We start from the raw sequence: 25,609 nt of genomic DNA on the forward strand, positions 1-25,609 counted from the left end.
TATACTAGTGTAGCAAAGTCTAGTTGGAAATCCTAAATAGAGAACTCAGGAATAAATTTGAAACAAGAAAACAGCAGGAGAGACGCCTGCTGTTCGTGATTATCTTTTATTCGTCAAATAAATTCATACTTAAGTAACGTTCTCCAGTATCAGGTGCGATGCATAATACTTTTTTGCCACTACCAAGGCGTTTTGCTATTTCGATCGCTGCGTAAATGGTTGCGCCTGCAGATGGACCGACAAAAATACCTTCTTCGCGAGCAACGCGTTTAAAAATATCAATCGCATCTTCATCTTGGATAGCCATAATTTCATCGTATATTTTAGTATTTAAGATGCTCGGAATAAATCCAGGGCTTGTTCCCACTAATTTATGTTTACCCGGTTTACCGCCAGACAAGACAGGTGATCCTTTAGGTTCCACAACTGCGATATAAAGTTCCGGCAAATGCTCTTTTAATGTTTCACCGGTACCTGTAATGGTACCGCCAGTTCCAGCTGATGCCACAAATGCATCTAATTTACCGTTCATTTGCTCTAAAATTTCGAGCGCAGTTGTCGTCCGGTGAATATCTGGATTGGCTTTGTTCTCGAATTGTTGAGGGATAAAGCTGTTTGGGATTTCCTTCTGCAACTCAAGCGCTTTACTAATAGCACCAGGCATTTTAGCATCACTCGGTGTTAACACAACTTCAGAACCAAATGCTTTTAATAAGTTAATACGTTCTTTTGTTGCGTTATCTGGCAACACGAGGATTGAGCGATAACCTTTTGCTGCCGCGACCATGGCGAGACCAATCCCGGTATTGCCACTCGTCGGTTCAATAATGGTTGCACCTGGTTGAAGCAAGCCATCTTCTTCAGCCATCTTGATCATATTAAAAGCAGCGCGGTCTTTAACACTTTTAGATGGATTGAACATTTCGAGCTTGACATACACATCAGCTGCGCCTTCTGGTACAATGCGTTGCAATTTTACAACCGGTGTATCGCCAATCAATTCAATAATATTATTATATGGTTTCATGTAGAAAACAACCTTTCTTAACTTAGGGAATTTGTCATTTACTTATCTTGATTTTATTGAAAACATTCTACTAGCTAAAGTTTTCAATTGACGAGATGAACCTCAAACTTTATTGTACTAGTATAACGCATATTTGTTAATCATATTGGTTTTGTCGGCTTAAAAAAGGAGGGTGCCAGTTGGAACAAATTCCATTAATCGTCACCACGCAGTGGCTTGAACAACGATTAGGTGATCCGAAGTTATGCATTATTGATGCTACTGTATTTATGGAGCTATCCGAAAAAGGAGGACCACCTGCAGTTTGGTCAGGAAAAGCTTCATATGAAGAAGGACATATAGCAGGTGCGATCCACATCGATGTGTTAAAGGATTTATCAGATCCACAATCTGCGCTGCCTTTTACAGTACCATCGCGTGATTATTTTATTCACAAAATGACTCTACTTGGTATAGGTGACGATATGCATATCGTTATATACGACCAAGGAGCTTTAGTAGGGAATCCAGTGACAGCATCTTATTGGGCATCGCGATTAGCCTGGCAAATGCACTACGAAGGTTTTGAAAACATTGCAATTCTAGAAGGTGGTTTACCAAAATGGAAAAAAGAAAATCGTCCGTTGTCCATTGTGCCGGGAAGTTATGCACAAACGAGCTTTACAGGTCAACGCCGTTCAGAATTGCTTGCTACTAAAGAAGACGTGAAGCGAGCAATGGATGATGACAACACCATTCTTATAAATAGCTTATCGTCAGAAGATTATCGAGGCGAAAGTGGAGCATATGTGAGAAAAGGACATATTCCGAGCAGTCACAATGTGTTTTTCGGTATTCATGCAGATCAGCAGTCAAACGAAGTACACGACGATGATGTATTACGCCAGCAGTTTGAAAAAGTAGATGCTTTAAATCCAACTAAAAAAGTGATCACGTATTGCGGTGGTGGACTTGCTGCAACGTGGACCGCTTTAATGTTAAATAAGCTTGGTCAAAAAAATGTGGCCGTATATGATGGTTCGTTGAACGAATGGGTGAGTGATCCGACTTGTCCACTTGTGACCGAAAGCTAAAAACCGCAATGCCTCAAAAGGCATTGCGGTTTTTCATTACTCTTTATCGACAGCAATTTTGATATGCTGGAAAGTTGCTACATCAAACAATCCACAGTCGGTTAATTTTAAATGAGGGATTACGGGTAAAGACAAAAAAGACAGTGTTAAAAAGGCATTAAAATGAGTAGGTGCTCCAATTCGCAAAAGACTTTCATCAACTTTTTTTAACTGACGATAAACATCTTCGAAGGACTCTTCGGACATTAATCCGGCAATGGCTAAAGAAAGAGTTGTTAAAACTTTTCCATTTTGTACAACTACTAGTCCACCATTAATTTGCTGAACTGCTTCAACTGCCATTTTAATATCTTTATCGGTTGTGCCAACAGCAATAATATTATGCGAATCATGTGCAACTGTAGTAGCAATCGCTCCATTTTTCAACCCAAGACCTTGAACAATGCCTAAACCAATATTGCCAGTAGCCCGGTGTCGTTCAATCACAGCAATTTTTAAAAAATCTTTTTCTATATTGGAAACAAACGCGCCGTCAGCTTGGGGAACTTCTAAAATCAAATGCTCCGTAATGAGATTATTAGGATTGATGCCGATCACATGGGCTTTTCTGCTATTACCCATCGGAATCTGAAAACTAGTAGGAGTTAATTTTGCGATACGAACCGTATCTTGGACGGCTAATGAATCACTCTTTCCTTGAATAGAGCCGACGTATTTGCCGTTTTCAGCTACTAACTGGCCGCTTTTATAAACGGATGAAATGATAAAATCCTCGAGACTATCCAGCATTAAAAAATCGGCATCGTAGCCGGGAGCAATAGCCCCTTTTTGTCGCAAGCCAAAGCATTGTGCCGCATTGAGACTAGCCATAGAAATAGCGGTAATCGGAGAAATACCTTGTTTAATAGCAGTGCGAACATTAAAGTCTATGCTACCTTCTTCAATTAAATCATCTAAGTGTTTGTCGTCGGTACAAAACAAACAGCGATGAGCATTTTGTTCTGTTACTCCTTCTAGCAAAGTTTCCAAATTTTTAGCAACAGAACCTTCACGAAGCATGACATACATACCGCGCTCGAGGCGTATCATCATTTCTTCTTTCGTCACGCATTCGTGGTCGGTTAAGATTCCGGCAGTGCCGTAAACATTAATATCAAGTTCGGTAAGCCCCGCAGCATGTCCGTCAATTTGTTGACTCAACATCAACTTATCGAGCATTGTTTCATCTGCTCGCATAACGGCTGGAAAATCCATAACTTCTGCTAATCCAAGAACATTTTTGTGTTGTAAAAAAGGCTCTAAATCTTTAGCTGAAAGTTTTGCCCCTGCATTTTCAAATGAAGTAGAGGGAACACAAGACGGCAACATAAATTTGATGTCGAGTAAGGTTGATTCAGCATCTTCTAACATAAATTCGAGCCCTATTGTTCCGCTGACATTTGCAATTTCATGTGGGTCTGTGATGACAGTCGTGACGCCATGTGGCAGGACAACTTTTGAAAACTGTTGAGGGGTGACCATGGAAGATTCGATGTGAACATGTGCATCAATCAAGCCTGGAGAAATATATTTTCCAGTTGCATCAATTTCTTGAACCCCTTTGTAATTACCAATACCGACGATGGTACCATCGCTTACTGCCACATCTCCTGTAGTTAGCGTCTTTGTAAACACATTGATAATCGTGGCATTGCGAATTACCAAATCGACTTTTCTTTTTTGATTGGCAGCATCGATTCGATTTTTTAGCTGAGTTTTATTCACAGTTTTCATAGCTCCTTTAAATAAATTTAAGGCGATTTGTTTAGAAAAACTGAATCCAAATAGTTATATAATTGTCGAACTAAGTATGGATTTCATTCTACAGGAGATAGGTGCCTAGCTCTAGCATTATGATGGGGTGTACTAAGAAAGAAGTTATTCAAGGGGGAGTCTATTGAAACATGAAAAACCACTAGCAGCTTTAGAGTATAAACGTGAAGATGCTAGTAGTAACTTATTCTATATAATTTATGGAACATAAAGCTCTCCTTGACCTACAACTATAGCGTTGCCACCGATTTTAACTTCTTCGTATTGTTGGTTGTTCTTATCGATCATAATTTCGATAAAACTTGGCCTTCCCATTTCAAAACCTTGTTCGCTACGGATAATATAATGACCATCTATTTTTTTAGCAATAGCCCCATGTTCGACTAAAAATGCACCTAGAGGGCCGCCAGCAGCACCGGTCGCTGGATCTTCAGAAATGCCCATAGCGGGGGCGAACATTCGACAGTGAACAGTTGAGTCGTCATGTTCGGTTTCTGTTGAAAATGCGAATATATGCTGGCGGTCTGGATCGTGACTAAAGTGACGTTCCCAGACATCTGTGCGGAAATTGATTTCTCGCATAGCGGCAATTGAGCGGAGAGGAACAAATAAAAATGGCAAACCAGAAGAAACGGTCTGAATCGGAAATCTTGAATCTAATTCACTTTTTGGTAACGATAGCAAATCTGCCACTAGCGCTTGACGAGTCATTATTTCGCCGAACACAGGAAGAGGTTGAATCATTTTAACTTTGGTGATTTTTTCTTTGTTTAGATGCACCGCTACAGAAATATCCCCGTACTCTTCTTCAAAGGTCCATTCATTTACTCCATCTGAGGTAGGGAACATTCTTAGATGAGCCATGACAAAGGCTGTTCCAATTGTCGGATGACCCGCAATCGGTAATTCTACTTGAGGCGTGAAAATCCGGAGGTTGATTTGATTTTGTGGCTTATTAGGCGAGCAGATAAATGCAGTCTCTGATAAATTCAGTTCATTGGCGATCTGTTGCATGGTTCTTGTGGTCAATCCTGTTCCATCATGAAAAACCGCTAACTGATTGCCGCCAAAAGATTGAGTGGTAAAAACATCAACTAAAGTGTATTTTAAAGTTTTCATCATTACCCTCCTTTATCTGAAAAATTAGTTTACTTAGCTTCTTTGTAACAGTTAGACGGCCAAAAGTCCACTAGCTTTAATTGCAATCAATCCATTTTGAGAATAAAGTAGGGGTATGAAACTAAACAGAAAAGAGGAAAGCATGTGAAAAAACAAATTGTGGTCATTGGGTTAGGCCGTTTTGGCAGCAGTGTTTGTAAGGAACTGCATAGCCTCGGTCACGAAATTATGGCCATCGATACCAATCCAGATAAAGTGGACGCCTTAAGAAAATATGCTGCTCATACAGTCATTGCAGATGCAACAGATGAAAATCAGCTGAAATCCTTGGGTGTCCGAAATTTCGAACATGCAATTGTAGCTATTGGAGATAATCTGCAAGCGAGTGTTTTGTGTACATTAATGTTAAAAGAGCTTGGTTTGCCAAAAGTCTGGGTAAAAGCGCGGGATCTTCAACATGAAAAAATCCTTCATAAAGTTGGAGCGGACCGTGTGATTCAACCGGAAAAAGAAATGGGCATTCGCATTGCCCATCATGTTGATTCTGATAAGATTGTCGATTATATTGATCTTTCTCATGATTACAGTATTATCGAGTTAGTTGCTTCTGGCAAAATGGCAAATAAAACATTGATAGATATGAATATTCGAAAAAACTTTAATTGTATAGTCTTAGCTATTAAAAAGCAGGAAGAAGTCAACATTGCACCTGCCATTGATGACATGGTCGCACAGGATGACGTGCTAATTATAATGGGCCATAAAGATGACTTGAAGCGCTTAGAAGAAAAAAACTTGTAAAAAAGGTCTGCTAACTCTAGAGTTAGCAGACCTTTTAGGTGCGACTGTCGTTTAGTAAAAAAACTAAGCGGGAATAATAGAAATAAGAAATAAAGAGCGTTTATAAAAGATAGGGGGACGATAGATGAAGTTCCGAATCGAATGGATGTATGGAGTTCCTAAAGGAATAGAAACCGTTTTTTTATCAGAAGAAATGACAGCAGAAGAAGTTGTTCAAATAGCAGAAGATTTAGAGCGAACAGGGAGAGTTAAAAAGATTCAATTTGAAGATCAATTTGATAGCAGTTGGACTTTAAAAGAAGTAAAAGCTTATTTAAAGGAAATCGAAACAGAACCTCATAATATAAAAGTTTATTTTGATGGAGGCTACGAACTTTCCTCAGGAAATGCAGGTCTAGGCTGTGTAATTTATTATAAACAAAACGGTAAATCGTATAGACGCAGAACAAATGCAAAGCTGGATGAGTTAAGTTCAAATAATGAAGCAGAATATGCTGCTCTTTATTTTTGTCTTCAAGAGTTAGAGGAGCTTGAAGTAAGGCGACAGTTAATTTCTTTTGTTGGGGACTCGCGAATTGTCATCAATAGGATGGAAGGCGAGTGGCCAGTTATCGAGGATAAGTTAGGACCATGGATACAGCGAATAAAAGAAAAGGTAAAAGAGCTGGGCCTTCAAGAGGCGTATCAATTAACTCCACGTAAAGAAAATGCAGAAGCTGATAAATTAGCTACACAAGCATTAAAAGGCATATCAATTGCGTCAACAACTGAATTATTAAAAGAATAATCAAAGTAACGCTGCATTGTCCTGGGGTTGATACATTGCAGCGTTTTGCTGTAATAATGGCACGAAACCTTTCTATAGCCAAAACGTTCTATAGTAGTTGAACATAAGCAGAGTGATTATAAAAGAGCGTAGAGGGAGAGTCATAGAGAACTTATTTTATTATAGAAAGCAGGAGTAAGATTCATGGAATGGTTTGATTTATTTAAAGCATTAATATTAGGATTTGTAGAAGGCATGACGGAATTTGCACCTGTTTCTTCCACAGGTCATTTAATCATTGTGGATGATATGTGGTTGAAATCGCAGGAGTTTTTAGGGAAATACCCTGCAAATACATTTAAAATCGTAATTCAGCTCGGTTCAATACTAGCGGTTGTCGTCGTATTTTGGAAACGGCTATTTAGTTTAGTTGGCCTTTATAAAATGGAGGGGCAACAAGAAAGTACACGATTTAATTTATTGCATGTGATTATTGGTATGTTGCCTGCGGTCGTTTTAGGATTTACTTTTAAAGATTTGATCGACAACCATTTGTTTGGTGTAGAAACAGTAATTTATGCATTGGTTGCAGGTGCAATTTTAATGATTGTTGCCGACAAGTTTGGGCCAAAAAAGCCGACTGTAAATTCATTAGATGACATTACTTATTTTCAAGCATTGAAAATAGGATTCGTGCAATGTCTTTCGCTATGGCCAGGTTTTTCTCGTTCTGGTGCCACCATTTCAGGAGGCGTATTGTTTGGGTTAAACCATAGGGTAGCTGCCGACTTTACATTTATTATGGCCGTCCCGATTATGTTTGGCGCGAGCTTAGTATCGGTATTGAAGAATTGGGATACTTTATCGATGGACTATTTATCCTTTTATATCGTCGGCTTTTTATCGGCTTTTGTTTTTGCGCTAATATCTATCCGTTTCTTCTTGAAATTGATTGGACGTATTAAACTAATGCCATTTGCAATTTACCGACTTGTGTTAGCGGCTATTTTAGCTATCATTGTTTTTCGGTAACTATAATTTAAACTTAGAACTGCATAGTTGGACTTTATCCACAGCTTGAGAGCTTCCTTATGGGAGCTCTTTTTTATGTCATACTTTAGGCAATTTTTCCACTAAGGAAATAAATTCGCGCGAAACGTATGGTACATAACGATTTTTCGCCATAATAATCCCCAGTCTCCAAGGAAACGTATGGCTCAAGGAAATCATTTTAAAAGGACCATCTTTTACGCGGTCGCAAATCAATTTTGGCATTAATGTAACGCCTAAGTTTTTTTCGACCATGCCGACGATGAAATCCCATTGCGAACTTTCATACGCAATTTTTGGCGTGAACCCTTCACTTACACAAAACTCGATTGTTCGGCTGTTTAACGTAAATTCTTTACTGAGCAGTAAAAATGGATCATCTTTAAATTCAATCAAATCAATTGTGTCATGATGGGAAAGTGGATGGGATTCGTGTACTAATAATTTTATTTCTTGATCAACGAATGGGACTACATCGAATTTCTCTTTATCCACAGGAAGCATTACAAATCCTAAATCAACATCTCCTTCAGCTACTTTTCGTTCGACAGTTTTGGCACCATCTTCTGCCAAGATGATGGAGACTTCTGGATAAGCACGTTGAAATTCGGCGATGATGGTCGGAAAGAATAAGGTGCTAATGACCGGAGGCAGCCCAATCTTTATTTTCCCCTTATTTAAATTCATTACATCGTAAAGAGACGTCGATAAGTCATCAATACTATGAATGATTTTTTGCGCTTGTTCATACACGACTGCACCAGCATCAGTTAATCCAATTTGACGTGAAGAACGATCAAACAAGACAACTTCCATTTCATCTTCTAAATTTCGTACCATCTTGCTTAAAGTGGGTTGTGTCACGTGAAGTGCAAGAGAAGCTTTTGTAAAACTTTTGTGTTTAGCAACTGCTACAAAGTAAGTTAGTTGTCGAATGTCCATTGTGAACCTCTTTCTTTCTATAACTATTTGTTATAGAACTTATAGTTATTATTCATTTTACCTATTCTTTTTGTGGTTGTACAATAATGAAAGCAAACAGGACTAAATATTTAGAAAATTTGGCGGCTTTTCTAAAAGAAGAAGTAAGCGTTTTCAAATTTGCCGTTAAAGAAAAAAAGGGGGATTTTAAATGTTGAGTATGATTGGAATGGTTGGGGGACTTGTTCTTTTAATCGTCTTTACGATGAGAGGCATGAACTTATTAATTGCGGGTCCGATATCTGCATTATTTGTAGCACTTTTTAGTGGTTTGCCATTATTTCCACAATTGGTTGGAGAAGGCGAAGCGAACTTATTAACAAATTATATGACAAGTTTTTCTGGATTTATAACTGCTTGGTTCCCGATGTTCTTACTAGGAGCAATTTTTGGGAAAGTAATGGAAGACAGTGGGGCAGCGGATAGCGTCTCAAGATGGCTAGTTGGGAAATTTGGTTTATCAAAAGCTGTACTTGCAATTGTTATCGCCTGTGCTGTTTTAACGTACGGCGGAGTTAGCTTATTCGTTGTCGCATTCTCGGTTTTCCCAATGGCACTTAGCTTGTTCAAACAAGCAGATTTGCCGCGTCGTTTTATCCCAGCAGCTTTAGCTCTTGGGTCGGTAACATTCACAATGACGTCTGCTGGTTCACCTGAAATCCAAAACTGGATTCCAATTGAATACTTAAAAACTAGCCCGTATGCAGGCTGGGAAGTCAGCATTTTAGTAGCTGTCTTTATGGCTGTATTTGGTTACTGGTGGCTGAAACGAATGATTCAAAAAGCAGTTAACAAAGGAGAACGTTTTGAAGCTCGTTCAACAGATCCTGTAATAGAAGATCGTAAGCTTCCAAACCCAATCATGGGCTTGATCCCGTTAGTAGTTGTCCTTGGAATTTCGTTTGTTTTCCACGATTCGTTGAAAACATCTGCATTGATCATCGCCTTATTAGGTGGAGTTCTAACAACATACTTTTTGAACCGCCAATATTTCACGAACTTAGGAAAAGCTTTATCTGATGGAACAATTGGTGCTTTGATCGCTATCGGTAACACGGCTGCTGTCGTTGGCTTTGGTGGCGTTGCGAAATCTGTACCAGCTTTCCAAGTAGCAGTAGATGCGATGACTAGCATTCCGGGTAGTCCTTTAATTGGTGGCGCTATTGCTGTCAGCGTTATTGCCGGATTAACTGGATCGGCTTCAGGAGGACAAGTTATTGCCTTGCCACTTCTTGCACCGCACTATATCGATATGGGTGTAAACACAGAAGCGCTTCACCGTACAATTGCTATTTCGTCTGGGGCACTAGATTCATTGCCGCATAATGGTTATGTCGTAACAACAATTCGTGGGATTTGTGGAGAAACGCATAAAGCTGCCTATGGTGCTGTCGGTGCTGTAACCGTCATTGTGCCATTACTTGGACTAGCAATTGCCATTATCCTGTTTTCATTAGGACTTGGAATTTAACAAAAGCTTTGGAGGGAATAAAATGGTAGACAATAAAGTCGTTTTAATAACAGGAGCTGCTAGCGGAATTGGTTATGAAATTAGTAGTGATTTTGCAAAAGCTGGAGCGAAAATTGTGTTATCAGATATTGATGAAGAAGCTGTCGTAAAAGCAGCTGAGACATTAACATCACAAGGATTAGATTGCATCGGCATCAAATGTGATGTGACAAAAGAGGAAGATATTAAAAATGTTATTGAACAAACAGTTGCTCATTATGGATCACTGGATGTTCTTATCAATAATGCAGGCATGCAATACATCTCACCGCTTGAAGAATTTCCAACAGAGAAGTATGAGTTGTTAATTCGCATTATGTTAATTGCACCGTTTATCGCGAGCAAGCATGCATTTCCAATCATGAAAAAGCAAGGGTCAGGCCGAATTATCAATATGGCGTCGATCAATGGTCTTGTTGGATTTGCTGGGAAAGCCGCATACAACAGTGCAAAACATGGGGTAATCGGTTTAACAAAAGTAGCAGCACTTGAAGGCGCAGAACACGGCATTACCGTTAATGCGATGTGTCCAGGTTATGTAGACACGCCACTTGTTCAAAATCAGATGAATGATTTGGCGAAGACACGCAATGTACCGATTGAAAAAGTTTTTGAAGAAGTGTTATACCCATTAATTCCTCAAAAACGCTTGTTGGCTGTAAAAGAAATCTCGGATTACACAATGTTCTTAGCAAGTGACAAAGCATCAGGAGTCACAGGACAAGCTGTCGTTCTAGATGGTGGCTATACAGCTCAATAAAAATAAACCCGTCCAGCGTTTGTGCTGGACGGGTTTTTCGTTATCACTTTACAAAACTAGTCAAGAAAGTTTTCAGTAACTCCGAGAAATAAACGATCTTGTTCTACATTAGGAGCATGACCAGAACGTTTAAATTCCATGAAAGTCGCGTCTGGAATAGCCACTGCTGTTTCGCGCCCTTTTTCAGAAGGGTTCAAACCGTCATGCTTTCCGCTAACGACTAATGTTTCTGCTGTAATAGTAGAAAGTTGTGAGCGAAAGTCGAATATCTCTATAGCGTCTCCAGCGATTCCTTGCTCTTTTATAGTTAATAAACGACTGTTTTCTGCTGTTTTTTTATTCCATTCACGAATCTTATTTTGGTTATGGTATATATAGCGAGTAGAAGCATTCATTTTTTCGGAAATGCTCAAGCCATCAAATTTTTCAGGATATCGATCAAAAAGTTCGGCTAATGACGCCTTTTCACTATAAGATTTGGTAGCAACTAATACGAGCTTGTTTACTTTCGTAGCAGCTTGTATGGCCACTCCCTGTGCGATATAACTGCCCATAGAAACACCAAGAATATCCACAGTATCTAAAGTTAAATGGGAAATCAGCGCTAGTGCGTCTTCTATATGATCTTGTAACGTATATTGAGCTGGGCGGCTAGAATTTCCATGACCTCTAGAGTCTATCGCGATGACACGGCGAGTTTTTTTAAAAAATTCCATTTCGCGATAAAACATGGCAGAATTACTCGTCAATCCGTGAAGCAATAGAAGAGGCTGTCCTTCTCCACTATCTTCGTAATATAAATCGATCTCATTGCGTGTGAATACCGGCATGGTCATCCTCCTTTATAAATAAACTCTTGTAATGGGTATACCCTAAGCATAAATAAAAATGACTGGTTAGCAAAATTAAAAGCACAACAGCAAGTTGTGCTTACTAACTCATATTAATTGGAATCTGGTCGAGAGTTCTGGAATTTTTCAATAAAGCTAAAAACAACTGCCAACAATAAAAACATGCTCAGAGTGAGGTACCACGGTAATTCTGAAATTGCCCGTCCAAAAGCAGTGTAGAGAACTGCTGGAGCAATTAATCCCAATGCAGAAATAACCATATATTCTTTAAGTGATTTTGTCATTTCCATTAAATACAAAGACAATAAATGAAAATGTACAAAAGGCATGATACGTAAAATCATCACTTGGGCAACTGATAAGGTGCGATCTGGAAAGATTTTGTCTTTTAGTCGTGACATTTTCGCTTGAAACTTCGGGAATTTATTGACCAATATGTATGATACCCAACTCATCAAGGTCAAACCAATAAATGATAAAAACGCGCCTTCAAAAAATCCGAAAAGATACCCGCCAGCAATACAAACAGCAATAACTGGCAAGAACAACAAAGGACGCAACAAATGCAATAATATAAATAAAAATGGTGCTAACCAGCCGACGTTGTCCATGAATACTTCGAGGGATTGATCGAATTGATCCATACGATCCCGACCTCTCTATAGTTACTTTCTAATTAGGAAGGATAAGCTAAAATATGGGGAAAAGCAAGAAGTTTTTCAGTATGGTATATTCAGGAAAGAAGTAGTGGGTAAGTGACATTCACCTCAAACAAGGATTTCTATTGTGCTATATTCAGTGTGAAATTAGGAAGTAAAGAATATTAATGGAGAAGAGGGATTTGATGAAAATATTAATTATCGGAGCAGGCGCAATGGGCAGTTTGTTTGCTGGGCGTCTAAAAGCGCAAACGCCTGAAGTCTTTCAATATAACAGGAATAATCCACACGTTGATCAAATCAACCAAAGCGGATTAACGATCATTGAACGTGACAACACAAAAACAATCGTTCCCTTAAAAGTGATCCAACAGGTTTCAGACACCTCTTATGATGTCGTGTTAGTTATGTTAAAGACTCATGCGACCCACAAAGTATTAATGCAACTAAAAGACTCATTTTCTCCGCAAACGCTGTTCGTGACAATGCAAAACGGTCTTGGAAATTTGGAGACGATTGCAGATGTTTTCCCAAATAACTCAATTGTTGCTGGAACACTAGGCTGTGGCGCCAGCGTAGAAGCCGCTGGACAAATTCTTCACCGCGGCTTTGGCACAAACTTTATCGGTCAGTCTACTGACAAAGTGACGCAGGAAAAGTTAATCAAATTTGTTGAATTACTAAATCAATCCGGATTGGAAACAGAAGTAGCCGAAGATGTTCAAACGATTATTTGGAATAAATTATTCGTCAATGTTGCTTATAATTCGTTAACGGCACTGACACGTTTGCGAAATGGCGATATTTTAAATACAAAAGATGGTCAAAGTTTATTGAGAAATATTGTAACTGAGGCGATCGCAATCGCTAAAGCAGAAGGAGTTATCGTCGATTCAGAAAAAATGATCGCAACATGCACCCAAATGGGGCAAGAACAGTTTCCTACCAATAAATCTTCGATGTTAATGGATGTTTTACATAAACGAAAAACAGAAATCGACACAATTAATGGCGCAGTAGCAAAGCTTGGGGAAAAACATAACATCCCAACGCCTTATAATGACTTGATTACTGGAATCATAAAAGTCATCGAAGCAAACTATGATATGCAAGTCGAGTAGCAAAGCGTTAAATCTGCTATACTTATGGGATATTGTCCTGATAGATGGGCAGATAAGGACGGGATGAATTGAATCGATTAACTGCAACAGGTGACTATATTTATACATACGCCTATACAAACGACGAAAAAGCGTTATGCCAAATGGAAATGCGCGCATTTTTTGGCAACGACACCAATGAGAAAATTATCAAGAGTAAAGTGGAGATAGACCCAAGCCGTAGTCCATTTATAAAAGAGCAGATTAAAGTGCTTTTTGAAGGCGATACATTACAAGAAATACTTGAGCAATCTGCGAAAGTAGATATGGCAAAAGACACGTTCAAAGTCATTTTTTTGAAAATCAATGGTTTGTCTGAACAAGATCAAGTTGATTATTCTGGAAAGCGTGATGTCGAACGGCAAATTGGATCAGCGATTACTGGCGAAGCAGACGTTCATCAACCGGATGTGACGTTTGGATTGATTCCTTTTGAAGGTCGCTGGTATTTCGGGCGCTATTCACAAAATGAACCCATATGGTTTCAACATATGAAAAAACCGAGAGAATATTCAACCGCTCTTAGCACGCGTGTAGCTCGTGCAGTTGCCAATATTGCGGTGCCAAATCCGCAAGGGATTAAAGTGATTGATCCGTGTTGTGGTATTGGTACTGTGTTAGTCGAAGCCTTATCTATGGGCATAGATATTGTCGGTCGCGACATCAATCCACTCGTTGTCGAAGGTTCGCGTGAAAATATTGCGCATTTTGGATTGACTGGCACGGTTGAAGTGGGGCCGATTGCTGAAGTGCAATCGACTTACGATGTCGCCATTATTGACATGCCTTATAATTTATACACACATGCTACTCCAGCAGACCAATTGGGTATTTTAAAAGCTGCTTATCCAGTTACAGAAAAATTAGTGGTCGTTACAATCGAAACGATGGACCAGATGATTGAAGAAGCTGGATTTGTTATTATAGATCGCAGCATCGCTAAAAAAGGAATGTTTTTGCGTGAAATTGTGTTGTGTCAAAAAGCTGTTTAAACGTCGCGATGAGCGGCGTTTTTTGTTTGAAATCGGGTTTGGCAAGTATTTGTCATGAATCGGACAGTATTTTAAGTGAAACGGACAGTATTTCAGCCAAGTCGGACAGTATCCCACAAAATCATTAAACAATAAAGGAGATTCTATCAAAAAATTGAATACGATAATAGTACCCTACCCAAAAAGGAGCTGCACATGATGAAGTCTACTGAAACTACTTTTCCAATTACCCAAGTTCGAGATCAATTTCCAGCTTTAACTAGAACCTATAAAGATAAAACGGTCGCTTATTTTGATGGTCCAGGAGGATCACAAGTTGTAGGTACCGCAATAGAAGCCATTGCTGACTATATGAAAAAAGGTGGCGCCAATCTTCACGGGGCATTCCCGTCTAGTTGGGAAACGGAGAAAGTCATTTCAGAAGCTAGATCCGCAGTCGCTGACTTTTTAAACGTCCAAGCAAACGAAGTCGCGTTTGGTGCCAATATGACCACATTGACGATTGCCATCGCCAATGCACTCGGAAAAACTTTCAATCCGGGTGACGAAATTGTCGTTACTGAAATGGACCACCGTGCTAATGTTGATCCGTGGATCATGATGGCAGAAGACCGTGGATTAACCGTTCGCTGGGTTAAAGTTGATACTGAGACAAAAACATTAGATTTAACAGAACTAGACCAACTCATCAATGACAAAACGAAAGTTGTAGCAATTGGCATGGCCTCTAACGCCATTGGGACCATCGTCGATCTCAAACCATTCGCAGAACGAGCAAAAAAAGTAGGCGCGCTACTCGTAGCGGATGCAGTTCATGCTGCACCGCATTTACCAATGGATCGCGATCAAATGCAGATTGATATTTTATTGTGCTCAGCATACAAGTTCTTTGGACCGCATATCGGCATTGCCGCAATTAAAGAAGAAATCTTTAAGGATCTGGAGCCTTATAAGCTGACCACTTCGCCAAGCTATTATCCTGATAAGCTAGAGACTGGCACGCAAAATCACGAAGGCATTGCCGGTATTCTTCCAGCTATTGAATTTTTTGCACAGTTTGGCGAAGGGGAAACAAGAAGAGCGCGCATTGTAAGTGGCATCAAAGAAATTGAAAGTCATGAAAACTATTTGGCCAATCGACTTCGTGAAGGGTTGTCAGCAATTGAAAGTGTTCATGTCACGCAGGCTGCAGCCGATGTTCCGAAAACACCAACTATTGCTTTCCAGGTAACTGGCATTACTCCTGCAGAAATTTGTAGAAGATTAGCTGAAGAACAAAGTATATTTGTTGCAGCAGGGCATTTCTACGCATCAACACTAGGGGATGTGCTAGGTGTGAACGGTAATGGCGGCTGGGTTCGTGCAGGTCTTGCGCCGTATAGTACAAAAGAGGAAGTCGATCGCTTAATCAACGCAATAAAATCACTTGCTGAAACTGTAGTATGAATAATCGACTTTTTTCCTTTTGCGCGAGTTGGTGTTATACTGAAAGGAACTTGTTCCGCCAACGGAGAGCATTACGTTATTTCCCATAAAGGGACATAAACAAAGGAGAATGAAATTTTGACACAAACGAACAGTAACTCTGATAACACACCGACAAACTTACCACCGAATTACGACGAATTGAAAAAAGCTGCAAACCGACAGGCTAATTGGAAAGAACGTTTGGCTGCGGTTGAAGAACTTGGCAACTGGAAAAGCGAGCCAACAATCGATTTGTTGACACACCGCATGAACCACGATTCGGTTTATCAAGTGCAAGAAGCTGCCTACGAGAAACTAAAAGACTTTGGCGAAAACGTTCATATGCCAGAACGTAAAAAATTCGATTTGATCAAAGATACTTCTAAAGTACTTGTGCGCATCAAAAAAAGTTTGCCAGTAGGGCACACTTACGAAGAATTCAAAGAAAAATTGCAGAAAATGCGTAGCGATATTTACGATACGTACAAAGGCGACAAAGGCGAAGATTTCGAGAGATGGTTAGAAGAGCAATGGAAAGCAGCTCCTTTTAAACAACCACGCCGTAGATAATAAATTCAAAACCCGGATGCCATTATGGCATCCGGGTTTTTTTAGAGATATTTTTGAATAATAGGTTTTAAACGGAAACCGAACAATCCAGCAAGTACGGCTAGGATCAAATCTTTTGGAAGTGGTACAGCCATCCACGCCCAAGCCATTTTGTACGTAAAGCCTTCAGGTGCAGCAAACCACAATTTGTAGGCTGCATACATCCAGTTGGTACCAAACAGGTAATTGACGGCCATTCCGATTAATGCTGCAATAACAAATCCTTTTTTAGAAGGCAATTTTTCTACAATTAGTCCAACTACATAAGCGACTAGAATAAAGGATAAGATAAATCCGAAAGTCGGACTAATTATTGTATCCATACCACCAGAAAATTTTGCGAAAACAGGAACGCCAGCAAGTCCAATTAATGCATAGACAATCATGGAAATGGCACCTTTGCGACTGCCGAGAAGGATGCCTGCTAAAATAGCAAAGAACGTTTGAAGTGTGATCGGTACACCACCAATTATTAAATACGAAGCAATGTTTGCACCAATTGCCATTAAAGCGGCAAACAAGGCAATATGTACTAATTGCAAGGTGCGAGAATGATTTGTGGATCTAACGGTAGTCGTGGTCATGCTGTTTTATTCCCCCTACTTTTCTGAATAAATTAAGTATAATGAGAGAATAAATTTAAGTCAACTTATATTTAATTTAGGTTAACACAACCAAAAGAGAACACTAAAAATAAGAAAAGCTGACCTTTCGAGAAGGTCAGCTTTTCTTTAAAGTTAAAATCCAGGTTTGTTTAACAATTTGAAGACATTGTTTTTATAATCTTCAACCCCTGGTTGGTCAAATGGGTTGATGTCCAGCAGATAAGCACTATACGCACATGAAATCATGTAGAAATACAATAAGTGACCCAATTGGAATTCACCAAGTTTTGGAATTGTCAAACTTAGTTGAGGAACGCCACCATCCAAGTGCGCACTTGAAGTTCCTTTATGAGCGACATGGTTGAATTCTTGTAAAGAAAGTCCAGCCAGATAGTTTAGTTCATCGCCATCATTTTCAGCTTCGAAAACGGTTAAGTCTTCGTTTGCTTCTTGGACTAAAAGGAAAGTTTCAAACAAATTGCGTTTGCCATCTTGAATATACTGTCCCATCGAATGCAAATCGGTTGTGAAAGAAACAGATGCAGGGAAAATACCTTTACCTTCTTTACCTTCACTTTCGCCGAACAATTGCTTCCACCATTCTTGAACAAATGATAGCTTTGGTTCGAATGTCGCCATTACTTCAGTTGTGAAACCTTCAACATATAGTTGATGGCGTATAGCAGCGTATTGAACAGCCACGTTTTCATCAAAGTTCGTATTATTATAAAGCTTTTCAGCATCTAGAGCACCAGCAAGCAAATCTTTTATCGAATAGCCTGCTGCTGCAATCGGCACCAGTCCAACTGCTGTGAATACCGAGTAGCGTCCACCAACGTCTGCGGGAACAACAAAACGCTCATAACCATTTTCTTCAGCTAATGTCAGTAAGGCACCTTTTTCAGCATCTGTTGTGACGATAATTCGTTCTGTCGCTTCTTGACCATAGCGTTTTTCCATATAGTCTTTTAAGAAACGGAAAGCGAGAGCAGGTTCAGTCGTTTTGCCTGATTTTGAAATAACGTTTACCATTACACGTTTGCCTTCTAGATGGGCAAGCAATTGTTTTAAATATTCGCCACTAACTTGGTGACCAGCGAAAACGACTTCTAACCCAGATTCTTTTTTAAAGTAAGGATCAAGTGATGACAAAACAGCTTTAGCGCCTAAATAAGATCCGCCAATTCCAATAACAACCAAGACATCTGCTTTTTCGCGAATTTGAGTTGCAGTTTTTTCAACTTTTTCGACAAATAATTGATCAAGCGTACTTGGCCAATCCAACCATCCAAGAAAGTCTGAGCCTTTTCCTTGTTTGTTGTAAAGGTTTTCGTGAATTTGTTTTAATTGTGTTCTTTTTTCAAGTGTTAAAACGGAACCGATTGATTGTGAATATGTAATTTCAATCATAATTAGCCTCCTGTCATTTATTATTCAGTTTACCATATAAAAACTGGAAGTTGCGTAATTATCAAAAGCAAAACTAGGCAAATTGTAATTGATCATGATAAATTGAAGTATCGGTTAAACTCACTTTGCGGCTTAACAAATCAATTTTTATCGTAAAGTGCTTACTCTTTCAACTTATAGCTATTTATTGGTAAAATAAAGAAAACAATTGGGGGTTATGTTGTGGGTAAAAAAATAACAATTATTCTAGCAATGGCTTTCCTGATCTTATTGGCAGGCTGTCAACCAAGTCCAACGCCTGAAGATCGGCTTAAAGCATACATAGAACATTGGAACAATGAAGAATTCACGGAAATGTATAGCGCTTATTTAAATAAAGGAACGAAAGGTGCATATGCAACAGAGGATTTTGTCGAACGGCAACAAAAGTATTACGAAGACTTAGCGATTAAAAACGTTGAAGTGAGTTATACAAAGCCGTCTGAAGAAACAGAGTGGGATCCTGAAAAGCCAGCCGATTTCCCTGTTCAAATTAAAATGGATACACTTGCAGGACCAGTTGCGTTTGAGAAAACGATGACTTTGTTGTTTGAATCACAAGATGAAACGGAAGACTGGTTTGTTGAATGGGATCCTTCATATATATTTGAACAATTAGAAAAAGACGATGAAGTTAGAGTTTCGACAACAACTGCAGAACGTGGGGAAATTTTTGATCGAAACCAAAAACCTATAGCTATAAACGGTACAGGTTACAACATTGGTGTAGTTCCTGAAAGTTTTACTGATGAGACTAATAAAGAAGAACTGGCAGAAGTTCTCGGAATTACTGTTGAATTTATTGACGAAAAAATGAACCAAAGCTGGGTTCAAGAGGATCAATTTGTTCCAATTTCCAAAGCTGCTAAAAATGATAAGGAATTGCTAGATAAAGTAAAAACTATACCTGGTGCAACTTATCAAGAAACGGCTATGCGCGAATATCCTTACGAAGAAGCTCTTGGTCATTTGAGCGGTTATATTGGCCCGATTACTGCTGAGAAGTTAGAAGAACTTAAAGACCAAGGATATAAGTCGACGGATTTTATCGGACGAAGAGGACTTGAGTTAACGTTAGAAGAACGTCTACATGGCAAGAATGGCATAAAGCTATTTATCCAAAAGCAAGGTGACAATGGAGAACAAATAACAATTACTGAAACGCCTGCTGAAAATGGAGAAACTGTTGTTTTAACAATCGATGCAGAATTGCAAAAATCTGCGTATGAAGCGATGCAAGGCGAAGCAGGAACAAGTGCTGCAGTTGATCCAGAAACAGGGGAAACGTTAGTTTTAGTTAGTTCGCCAGCCTATAATCCAAACGAATACATGTTGGGAATTAGCGGAGATCGCTTTAAAGAATTAAACGAAGATCCATTAAATCCGCTATTTAATCGTTTCGGTGCAGCTTATGCTCCAGGTTCAACAATTAAGCCCATAACTGCAGCAATTGGATTAGAAGCGGACACATTGAATCCAACAGAAGGCCTCCAAATTGACGGGGCTACATGGCAAAAAGATAGTTCTTGGGGAGATTATCGTGTTAGTCGTTTACACCCCGAAGCGCCAAACCCAATCGATTTGAATAAAGCATTGGTTTATTCGGACAATATATATTTTGCACAACAAGCGCTCAAAATGGGGAATGAGACATTTGTTTCGGGATTGAAAAACTTTGGATTTGGAGAAGACATTCCATTTGCATTAGCACTGCAATCATCTCAAATTTCCAATGAAGGAACAATCGGCTCAGAAGGGCAATTGGCCGACTCTTCATTTGGTCAAGGACAGATGCTAACAAATATTCTGCATCTGGCTACGATGTATGAGCCGTTCTTAACAGATGGCACGATGTACAAGCCATTATTGTTTATCGATGAAGAAAAAAGCCAAGTTTGGAAAGACGGATTACTAAGTGCAGAAAATGCCAAAGTTCTCCGTGACGGAATGCGTAATGTCGTTGTAGATGGTTATGCACAATCCGCTAACAGTAAAACAGTAAAAATTGCAGGGAAAACAGGTACAGCTGAACTAAAAGGGAAAATAGGTGAAGAAGGACAAGAAAATGGTTTCTTTGTAGCCTATGACTCAGAAAGTCCAGATTTTATTCTAGCAATGATGATCGAGTCGATTGAAGATAATGGCGGCAGTGATTACGTCGCTGGATTTGCAGCAAAAGTGTTTGAAGAATATAAAGCTAGATAAAAATCTAAAGAGCCACTCGCAACTATTAGTTGTGGGTGGCTTTTATGTTGCAGGAATTTCCCTGAAAATATTGAATAGAAAGAATAACAGATAGAAAATATGTTCGTCACTAGTTAATTTCATTGAATGGAAGAGGGAGATAAATTTGAAGGAAACCTGGTGGAAAGAAGCAGTAGTTTATCAAATTTACCCGAGAAGTTTTAATGATTCAAACGATGATGGCATTGGCGACTTAAATGGCATAACGGAGAAACTAGATTATTTGAATGAACTAGGCATTACCATCGTATGGGTTTGTCCAATGTATAAATCGCCAAATGTCGACAATGGTTACGATGTCAGTGATTACCAAGAAATAATGGAAGAAATGGGATCGATGGTAGACTTCGATAGACTTTTAGAAGAGCTACATATAAGAGGCATGAGACTCATTATTGATCTCGTTTTAAATCACACGAGTGATCAACATCCGTGGTTTTTAGAATCCAAGTCTTCTAAAGACAACCCAAAGCGTGACTGGTATGTTTGGCGTGATGAACAAACGAATTGGGAAAGTATTTTCGGTGGACCGGCATGGACATTTGATCCAAAAACCGAACAATATTATTTGCATATCTACACCAAAAACCAAGTCGATTTAAATTGGGAAAACGAAGACATGCGAGAATCGATCTATAAAATGATTCGGTGGTGGATAGCTAAAGGAGTTGACGGTTTCCGAGTAGATGCCATCAATCACTTAAAAAAAGATTATCGCAATATGCCAAATCCGCAAAATTTACCTTATGTACCTGCGTGGGAAAAGTTTACAGAAGTAGATGGTCTACAGGACATGCTAACAGAGTTAAGGGATAAAGCATTTAAAGATAATAATATTGTCACAATCGGTGAAGCCAATAGTGTGAAATCATACAATATGGAAAAGTGGATTAGTGAACATGATGGTAAATTTAATATGATATTCCATTTAGAAGCACATAAGCCTGTAGATAGGAACGGAGTAGACAATGATTTGGATGTCGAGGGGTTAAAAGAAGTTCTAAATCGCTGGCAACAAGCGACGCACGGCATTGCATGGAATTCTCTTTATATTGAAAACCATGACCGGCCAAGGACAGTATCCATTTGGGGGAATGACCAAAAATATTGGTATGAAAGTGCCACGGCATTAGGGTGTATGTATTTCTTTATGCAAGGTACTCCGTTTATTTATCAAGGCCAAGAAATCGGAATGACCAATGCTCCTTTTGACGACATTGACATGTACCACGATATCGAAACAAAAAACATTTATCGCTATAAGCAAAATGAAGGTGTACCGCACGAAGAAGTTATGCATGTGATCAAAAAAATAAGCCGTGACCATGCTCGTACACCCATGCAATGGAGCAACCAGGACTTCGCCGGATTTTCTAAAGCTACACCATGGCTTGGAGTAAATCCAAACTATCAATGGCTAAATGTGGAGGCTCAGAAAGAAGATCCGAACTCTATTTGGTCGTTTTATAAAAAGATGATTCACTTGCGCCAAAACTGGAAAGTGCTAGTTTATGGTACTACCGAACTGGCAGACTCAGGGTGCCCTTATGTATATGCCTATGTGCGTGAAGATCAATATACAAAAATGCTCGTTGCTTCGAATTTAAGTGAAAAAGCGTGTGCCTGGAATAGCCCGTATGATGCCGAACTTTTGTTAAGTAATTACGAAGAGCGAGCGAAAGGCATATTGCAACCGTATGAAGCTTGCGTATATTTCTTGAAAAAAGAGATTTACTAACCTTATAAGTCGTTATTCCAATTATATAAATGGAATGACGGCTTTTTTATATGAAGAAAACTCCAGTTTTAGGTATAAGTAATTAGTCCAAAAGTCTCTCTATACATATTCATGCTTAAGGCACGAGAAAATTTCCCAATTACGAAAAACTGAAACTTCTGCTAACTTTAGATGTGTGGCAGAGTCCTAAGTCGGACAAATGCGAAAGCACGGGACGCCGTAGCTTGAGCCAGTTGCCATAAAACATATTGGAAAAGGGGATTGAACGATGAAAAAATCGGCAAAATTCATTACAGCGGCAATGTTGACAGCTACTATGCTTATACCGGCAATGGGCGTCAGCGCAAACGGGGATTCCGTTGAAAAAGCGAATGGCAATGAGAAGTTTCGTGTATTGGTTGACTCAGCAAATCAAAAAGAATTGAAAAATGCTAAAAACCAATATGGTGTTCATTGGGATTTTGAAAACGAAGGGTTCACCACCAATATGAATAAAAAGCAATTTGAAGCACTACAGAAAAATAAAAATATAACGGTTGAAAAAGTTCCGGAATATAGCATCGATGAAACTTCGGCAGAACCACTAGCTCAATACTCAACTATGGCAGCTTCTCAATCTACGCCATGGGGGATCAAAGCCATCTATAATAATTCAAATCTTACACAAACATCTGGTGGAGCGGGTATTAACATTGCTGTACTTGATACAGGAGTTAATGTAAATCATGCAGATTTAGCAAATAACGTTGAACAATGTAAAGACTTTACATTAACTAGTAGTATCACGAATGGTACATGTACCGATCGTCAAGGTCACGGTACGCATGTTGCAGGATCTGCACTAGCGAATGGTAACGGCGGTTTATACGGCGTAGCGCCACAGTCAGACTTGTGGGCTTATAAAGTATTAGGAGACGACGGCTCTGGGTCTTCTGATGATATTGCAACAGCTATCCGTCACGTTGCAGATCAAGCAAGTGCATTAAATACAAAAGTAGTCATCAATATGTCGCTAGGATCTTCTACAGAAAGTAGCTTGATCACCAGTGCGGTTGACTACGCGTATAACAAGGGCGTATTAGTAATTGCAGCAGCAGGTAACTCAGGTCCTTATCAAGGTTCTATTGGTTTCCCAGGAGCTTTAAAAAATGCAGTGGCAGTCGCAGCACTTGAAAATGTTATTCAAAATGGCACATATCGCGTAGCTGATTTTTCTTCACGCGGTTATAGCTTTTATGATGGGGATTATTCTATTGGTAAATACGATGTTGAAATTTCAGCGCCAGGTGCAGCCGTTTACTCTGCATGGTATACAGGGGGGTATGCGACACTAAGTGGAACATCAATGGCTTCACCGCATGCAGCAGGTCTCGCAGCTAAAGTTTGGGCAGCAAATCCAAATGCAACAAACGTACAAGTAAGAGCTGATTTACAGAATCGTGCAAAGTCATACGATATTCTTTCAGGTTATGGAGCAGGATATGGTGATGATTATGCATCAGGTTTCGGTTTTTCACGTGTTCAATAAAGAGAGACTTTATCATTAGTAAGTGCAGCAACCCTGTCAAAAATGTCAGGGTTGTTTTTTTATGATATATTTTATTTATTCTGTTAAAAAGGGTGAAATTATGAATGTCGGCTCGATTATCAAATATTACCGGACAAAAAATGGGCTAACGCAGTCGCAATTGGCGGAAGGCATTTGTTCAATTTCACATTTAAGCAAAACCGAATCAAATGCTTATAGTCCCCATGAGTCCACCATTGAAGCACTTTTGTTAAAAATGGGTGTTCAATTGAACAAAGAGGTGGAAAAACATAAACAGCTCGAACGAACAATTGGGAAATTTATCGATTGTTCTCTTCATTATGATTTAGAAACGATGAGAAAAATTTATAAACAGTTGGAAAATGAAAACGATTATATTCAATCTACCGACTTGGTCAACCAATACGAGCTTTATAAATATCGCTATTATATTTACGATAATAATTTGACCAAAGCAGAGCAACAGAAAAAGTTATTAGAGCGGATGAAAGCATCATTTTTAGCCCCAGAGCATTGGGTACATCAATTTTTTCAAGCCCTTTATTACGTTATGGCGGGAGACAATACAAAAGCTTTTGAAATACTGAACAAAATGGATATAGGAATTCAAAGTATTCCACAAAAGTTTGAAGGGGAATTTTATTATCAAAAGGCTCGAATATTGGTACTTGCGGATCGTTATGAACTATCTGCACATTTTGCTGAATTGGCGGTTCAATCTTTCCAACTACACCATAACTACATCCGGTTACTCCACGCACAAATGCTTTTAGCAATTAGTTATACACGTAGAAATTTACTTGTCCAGGCTGAAAGCCTCTATGAAGTGCTGATTCGCAATACTCATCTAACCAATCAAACAGCGTTACACAAACAAACACTGTACAATTACACAGAACTATTAAGAATAAAAAATGCACATGGTGAAGCTTTAGAAATTCTTCAATCTTTAAGAGAAAATATCGAGCAGAATACGTATTTTTATAAAGCTGTTTTAACGAGTTTATTAGAATCCATGATGGAAACAGGTCAAGATCCTACTGTTTACATAAAAGAGTTAAAAGTGATTAGCAACAAACCAGAAGATAAATTTTTTCATATTTATGCCAATTACTTTGAAAAAAGGAATTTTTCCCAACCAGACCTTATGGCCTATTGTGAAGATATAATGTTCCAATTTTTCAGAAAAAATGGTTATATTAAAGAAACAAGAAATGTTGCAGCTGAACTTGCGCGTCATTACAGCAAACAGCAGCAGTGGGAAAAAGCTTATTATTATCAATCTTTCTGGAATGAGAATGGTGGTGAGTTGAATTGATGAACAAAAAGTTTCTATTCTTATCTATTATGTACACAGGATTATTGTCTGCAGTTGTACTAAGCGGGC

Annotated in this window: 22 protein-coding genes; 14 read left to right on the forward strand and 8 right to left on the reverse strand. The window is 39.0% G+C overall.

Features of this window, described 5'->3' with window-relative positions; genetic code table 11:
- Positions 1-106: 106 nt before the first annotated feature.
- A complete protein-coding gene (cysK, locus tag PLANO_RS03510; protein ID WP_038703050.1) occupies positions 107-1,027 on the reverse strand; it encodes a cysteine synthase A in 921 nt (306 codons plus the stop codon).
- A gap of 179 nt (positions 1,028-1,206) precedes the next feature.
- Between cysK and PLANO_RS03515 the strand changes: the two genes are divergently transcribed.
- On the forward strand, positions 1,207-2,100 hold the full coding sequence (locus tag PLANO_RS03515; RefSeq protein WP_038703052.1) for a sulfurtransferase: 894 nt from the start codon (positions 1,207-1,209) through the stop codon (positions 2,098-2,100).
- 36 nt (positions 2,101-2,136) lie between these two features.
- On the opposite strand, the gene ade is transcribed toward PLANO_RS03515, so the two are convergent.
- Positions 2,137-3,864, reverse strand: coding sequence for an adenine deaminase (gene ade / locus PLANO_RS03520; protein ID WP_038703054.1), 1,728 nt, complete (start codon positions 3,862-3,864; stop codon positions 2,137-2,139).
- A gap of 246 nt (positions 3,865-4,110) precedes the next feature.
- A complete protein-coding gene (locus PLANO_RS03525) occupies positions 4,111-5,031 on the reverse strand; it encodes a PhzF family phenazine biosynthesis protein (protein WP_038703056.1) in 921 nt (306 codons plus the stop codon).
- A 144-nt stretch (positions 5,032-5,175) separates the two neighbouring features.
- On the opposite strand from PLANO_RS03525, the gene PLANO_RS03530 reads away from it, so the two are divergent.
- The 3 genes from PLANO_RS03530 (at position 5,176) to PLANO_RS03540 (ending at position 7,630) form a co-directional block, all read left to right on the forward strand.
- Positions 5,176-5,832, forward strand: a complete 657-nt coding sequence (locus PLANO_RS03530) for a potassium channel family protein (RefSeq protein WP_038703058.1) — start codon at positions 5,176-5,178, stop codon at positions 5,830-5,832.
- Between the two features lie 124 nt (positions 5,833-5,956).
- The gene (locus PLANO_RS03535) at positions 5,957-6,619 is read left to right on the forward strand and encodes a reverse transcriptase-like protein (RefSeq protein WP_038703060.1); all 663 of its coding nucleotides are present in this window, start codon (positions 5,957-5,959) and stop codon (positions 6,617-6,619) included.
- 183 nt (positions 6,620-6,802) lie between these two features.
- Complete coding sequence (locus PLANO_RS03540) at positions 6,803-7,630, forward strand: undecaprenyl-diphosphate phosphatase (RefSeq protein WP_038703062.1); 828 nt, start codon at positions 6,803-6,805, stop codon at positions 7,628-7,630.
- Positions 7,631-7,708: 78 nt separating this feature from the next.
- Here PLANO_RS03540 and PLANO_RS03545 read toward each other — a convergent pair whose 3' ends face one another.
- Positions 7,709-8,590: a LysR family transcriptional regulator gene (locus PLANO_RS03545; protein WP_038703064.1), complete on the reverse strand. Its 882-nt coding sequence runs from the start codon at positions 8,588-8,590 to the stop codon at positions 7,709-7,711.
- A 190-nt stretch (positions 8,591-8,780) separates the two neighbouring features.
- Between PLANO_RS03545 and PLANO_RS03550 the strand changes: the two genes are divergently transcribed.
- Both PLANO_RS03550 and PLANO_RS03555 read left to right on the forward strand, forming a co-directional pair.
- Positions 8,781-10,100 carry a GntP family permease gene (locus PLANO_RS03550; RefSeq protein WP_038703066.1) on the forward strand — a complete coding sequence of 440 codons (1,320 nt, stop codon included), beginning with the start codon at positions 8,781-8,783 and terminating at the stop codon, positions 10,098-10,100.
- A 22-nt stretch (positions 10,101-10,122) separates the two neighbouring features.
- On the forward strand, positions 10,123-10,899 hold the full coding sequence (locus PLANO_RS03555; protein ID WP_038703067.1) for a 3-hydroxybutyrate dehydrogenase: 777 nt from the start codon (positions 10,123-10,125) through the stop codon (positions 10,897-10,899).
- Positions 10,900-10,955: 56 nt separating this feature from the next.
- Here PLANO_RS03555 and PLANO_RS03560 read toward each other — a convergent pair whose 3' ends face one another.
- Both PLANO_RS03560 and PLANO_RS03565 read right to left on the reverse strand, forming a co-directional pair.
- Positions 10,956-11,729, reverse strand: a complete 774-nt coding sequence (locus tag PLANO_RS03560) for an alpha/beta fold hydrolase (protein ID WP_038703069.1) — start codon at positions 11,727-11,729, stop codon at positions 10,956-10,958.
- A 113-nt stretch (positions 11,730-11,842) separates the two neighbouring features.
- Positions 11,843-12,394 (reverse strand): TVP38/TMEM64 family protein, encoded by a 552-nt coding sequence (locus PLANO_RS03565; RefSeq protein WP_038703071.1) that lies wholly within the window; start codon positions 12,392-12,394, stop codon positions 11,843-11,845.
- 200 nt (positions 12,395-12,594) lie between these two features.
- Between PLANO_RS03565 and PLANO_RS03570 the strand changes: the two genes are divergently transcribed.
- The 4 genes from PLANO_RS03570 (at position 12,595) to PLANO_RS03585 (ending at position 16,598) form a co-directional block, all read left to right on the forward strand.
- Positions 12,595-13,530, forward strand: coding sequence for a ketopantoate reductase family protein (locus PLANO_RS03570; RefSeq protein ID WP_038703073.1), 936 nt, complete (start codon positions 12,595-12,597; stop codon positions 13,528-13,530).
- Between the two features lie 68 nt (positions 13,531-13,598).
- On the forward strand, positions 13,599-14,561 hold the full coding sequence (locus tag PLANO_RS03575) for a TRM11 family SAM-dependent methyltransferase (RefSeq protein ID WP_038703074.1): 963 nt from the start codon (positions 13,599-13,601) through the stop codon (positions 14,559-14,561).
- A gap of 198 nt (positions 14,562-14,759) precedes the next feature.
- Positions 14,760-16,007, forward strand: a complete 1,248-nt coding sequence (locus PLANO_RS03580; RefSeq protein ID WP_038703076.1) for a cysteine desulfurase-like protein — start codon at positions 14,760-14,762, stop codon at positions 16,005-16,007.
- 117 nt (positions 16,008-16,124) lie between these two features.
- Positions 16,125-16,598: a HEAT repeat domain-containing protein gene (locus PLANO_RS03585; protein ID WP_038703078.1), complete on the forward strand. Its 474-nt coding sequence runs from the start codon at positions 16,125-16,127 to the stop codon at positions 16,596-16,598.
- Positions 16,599-16,639: 41 nt separating this feature from the next.
- Here the strand turns inward: PLANO_RS03585 and PLANO_RS03590 are convergent, their stop codons facing one another.
- On the reverse strand, positions 16,640-17,221 hold the full coding sequence (locus tag PLANO_RS03590) for a biotin transporter BioY (RefSeq protein ID WP_038703080.1): 582 nt from the start codon (positions 17,219-17,221) through the stop codon (positions 16,640-16,642).
- Positions 17,222-17,374: 153 nt separating this feature from the next.
- Positions 17,375-18,652, reverse strand: a complete 1,278-nt coding sequence (locus PLANO_RS03595) for a glucose-6-phosphate isomerase (RefSeq protein ID WP_038705366.1) — start codon at positions 18,650-18,652, stop codon at positions 17,375-17,377.
- 222 nt (positions 18,653-18,874) lie between these two features.
- Here PLANO_RS03595 and PLANO_RS03600 point away from each other — a divergent pair, with 222 nt between their 5' ends.
- The 4 genes from PLANO_RS03600 to PLANO_RS03615 all read left to right on the forward strand — a co-directional run bounded on the left by PLANO_RS03600 (position 18,875) and on the right by PLANO_RS03615 (position 25,540).
- Positions 18,875-20,896 carry a penicillin-binding transpeptidase domain-containing protein gene (locus PLANO_RS03600; protein ID WP_038703082.1) on the forward strand — a complete coding sequence of 674 codons (2,022 nt, stop codon included), beginning with the start codon at positions 18,875-18,877 and terminating at the stop codon, positions 20,894-20,896.
- A 139-nt stretch (positions 20,897-21,035) separates the two neighbouring features.
- Entirely contained in the window at positions 21,036-22,673 is a 1,638-nt protein-coding gene (locus PLANO_RS03605) for a glycoside hydrolase family 13 protein (protein WP_038703084.1), read from the forward strand.
- A 268-nt stretch (positions 22,674-22,941) separates the two neighbouring features.
- Positions 22,942-24,201 carry a S8 family peptidase gene (locus tag PLANO_RS03610; protein WP_038703086.1) on the forward strand — a complete coding sequence of 420 codons (1,260 nt, stop codon included), beginning with the start codon at positions 22,942-22,944 and terminating at the stop codon, positions 24,199-24,201.
- 61 nt (positions 24,202-24,262) lie between these two features.
- Positions 24,263-25,540 carry a helix-turn-helix domain-containing protein gene (locus PLANO_RS03615; protein WP_038703088.1) on the forward strand — a complete coding sequence of 426 codons (1,278 nt, stop codon included), beginning with the start codon at positions 24,263-24,265 and terminating at the stop codon, positions 25,538-25,540.
- The last annotated feature ends 69 nt before the right edge of the window (positions 25,541-25,609 follow it).

Origin of the sequence: Planococcus sp. PAMC 21323 (genome assembly GCF_000785555.1) — a bacterium.
In the GTDB taxonomy this organism is placed as follows: Bacteria; Bacillota; Bacilli; order Bacillales_A; family Planococcaceae; genus Planococcus.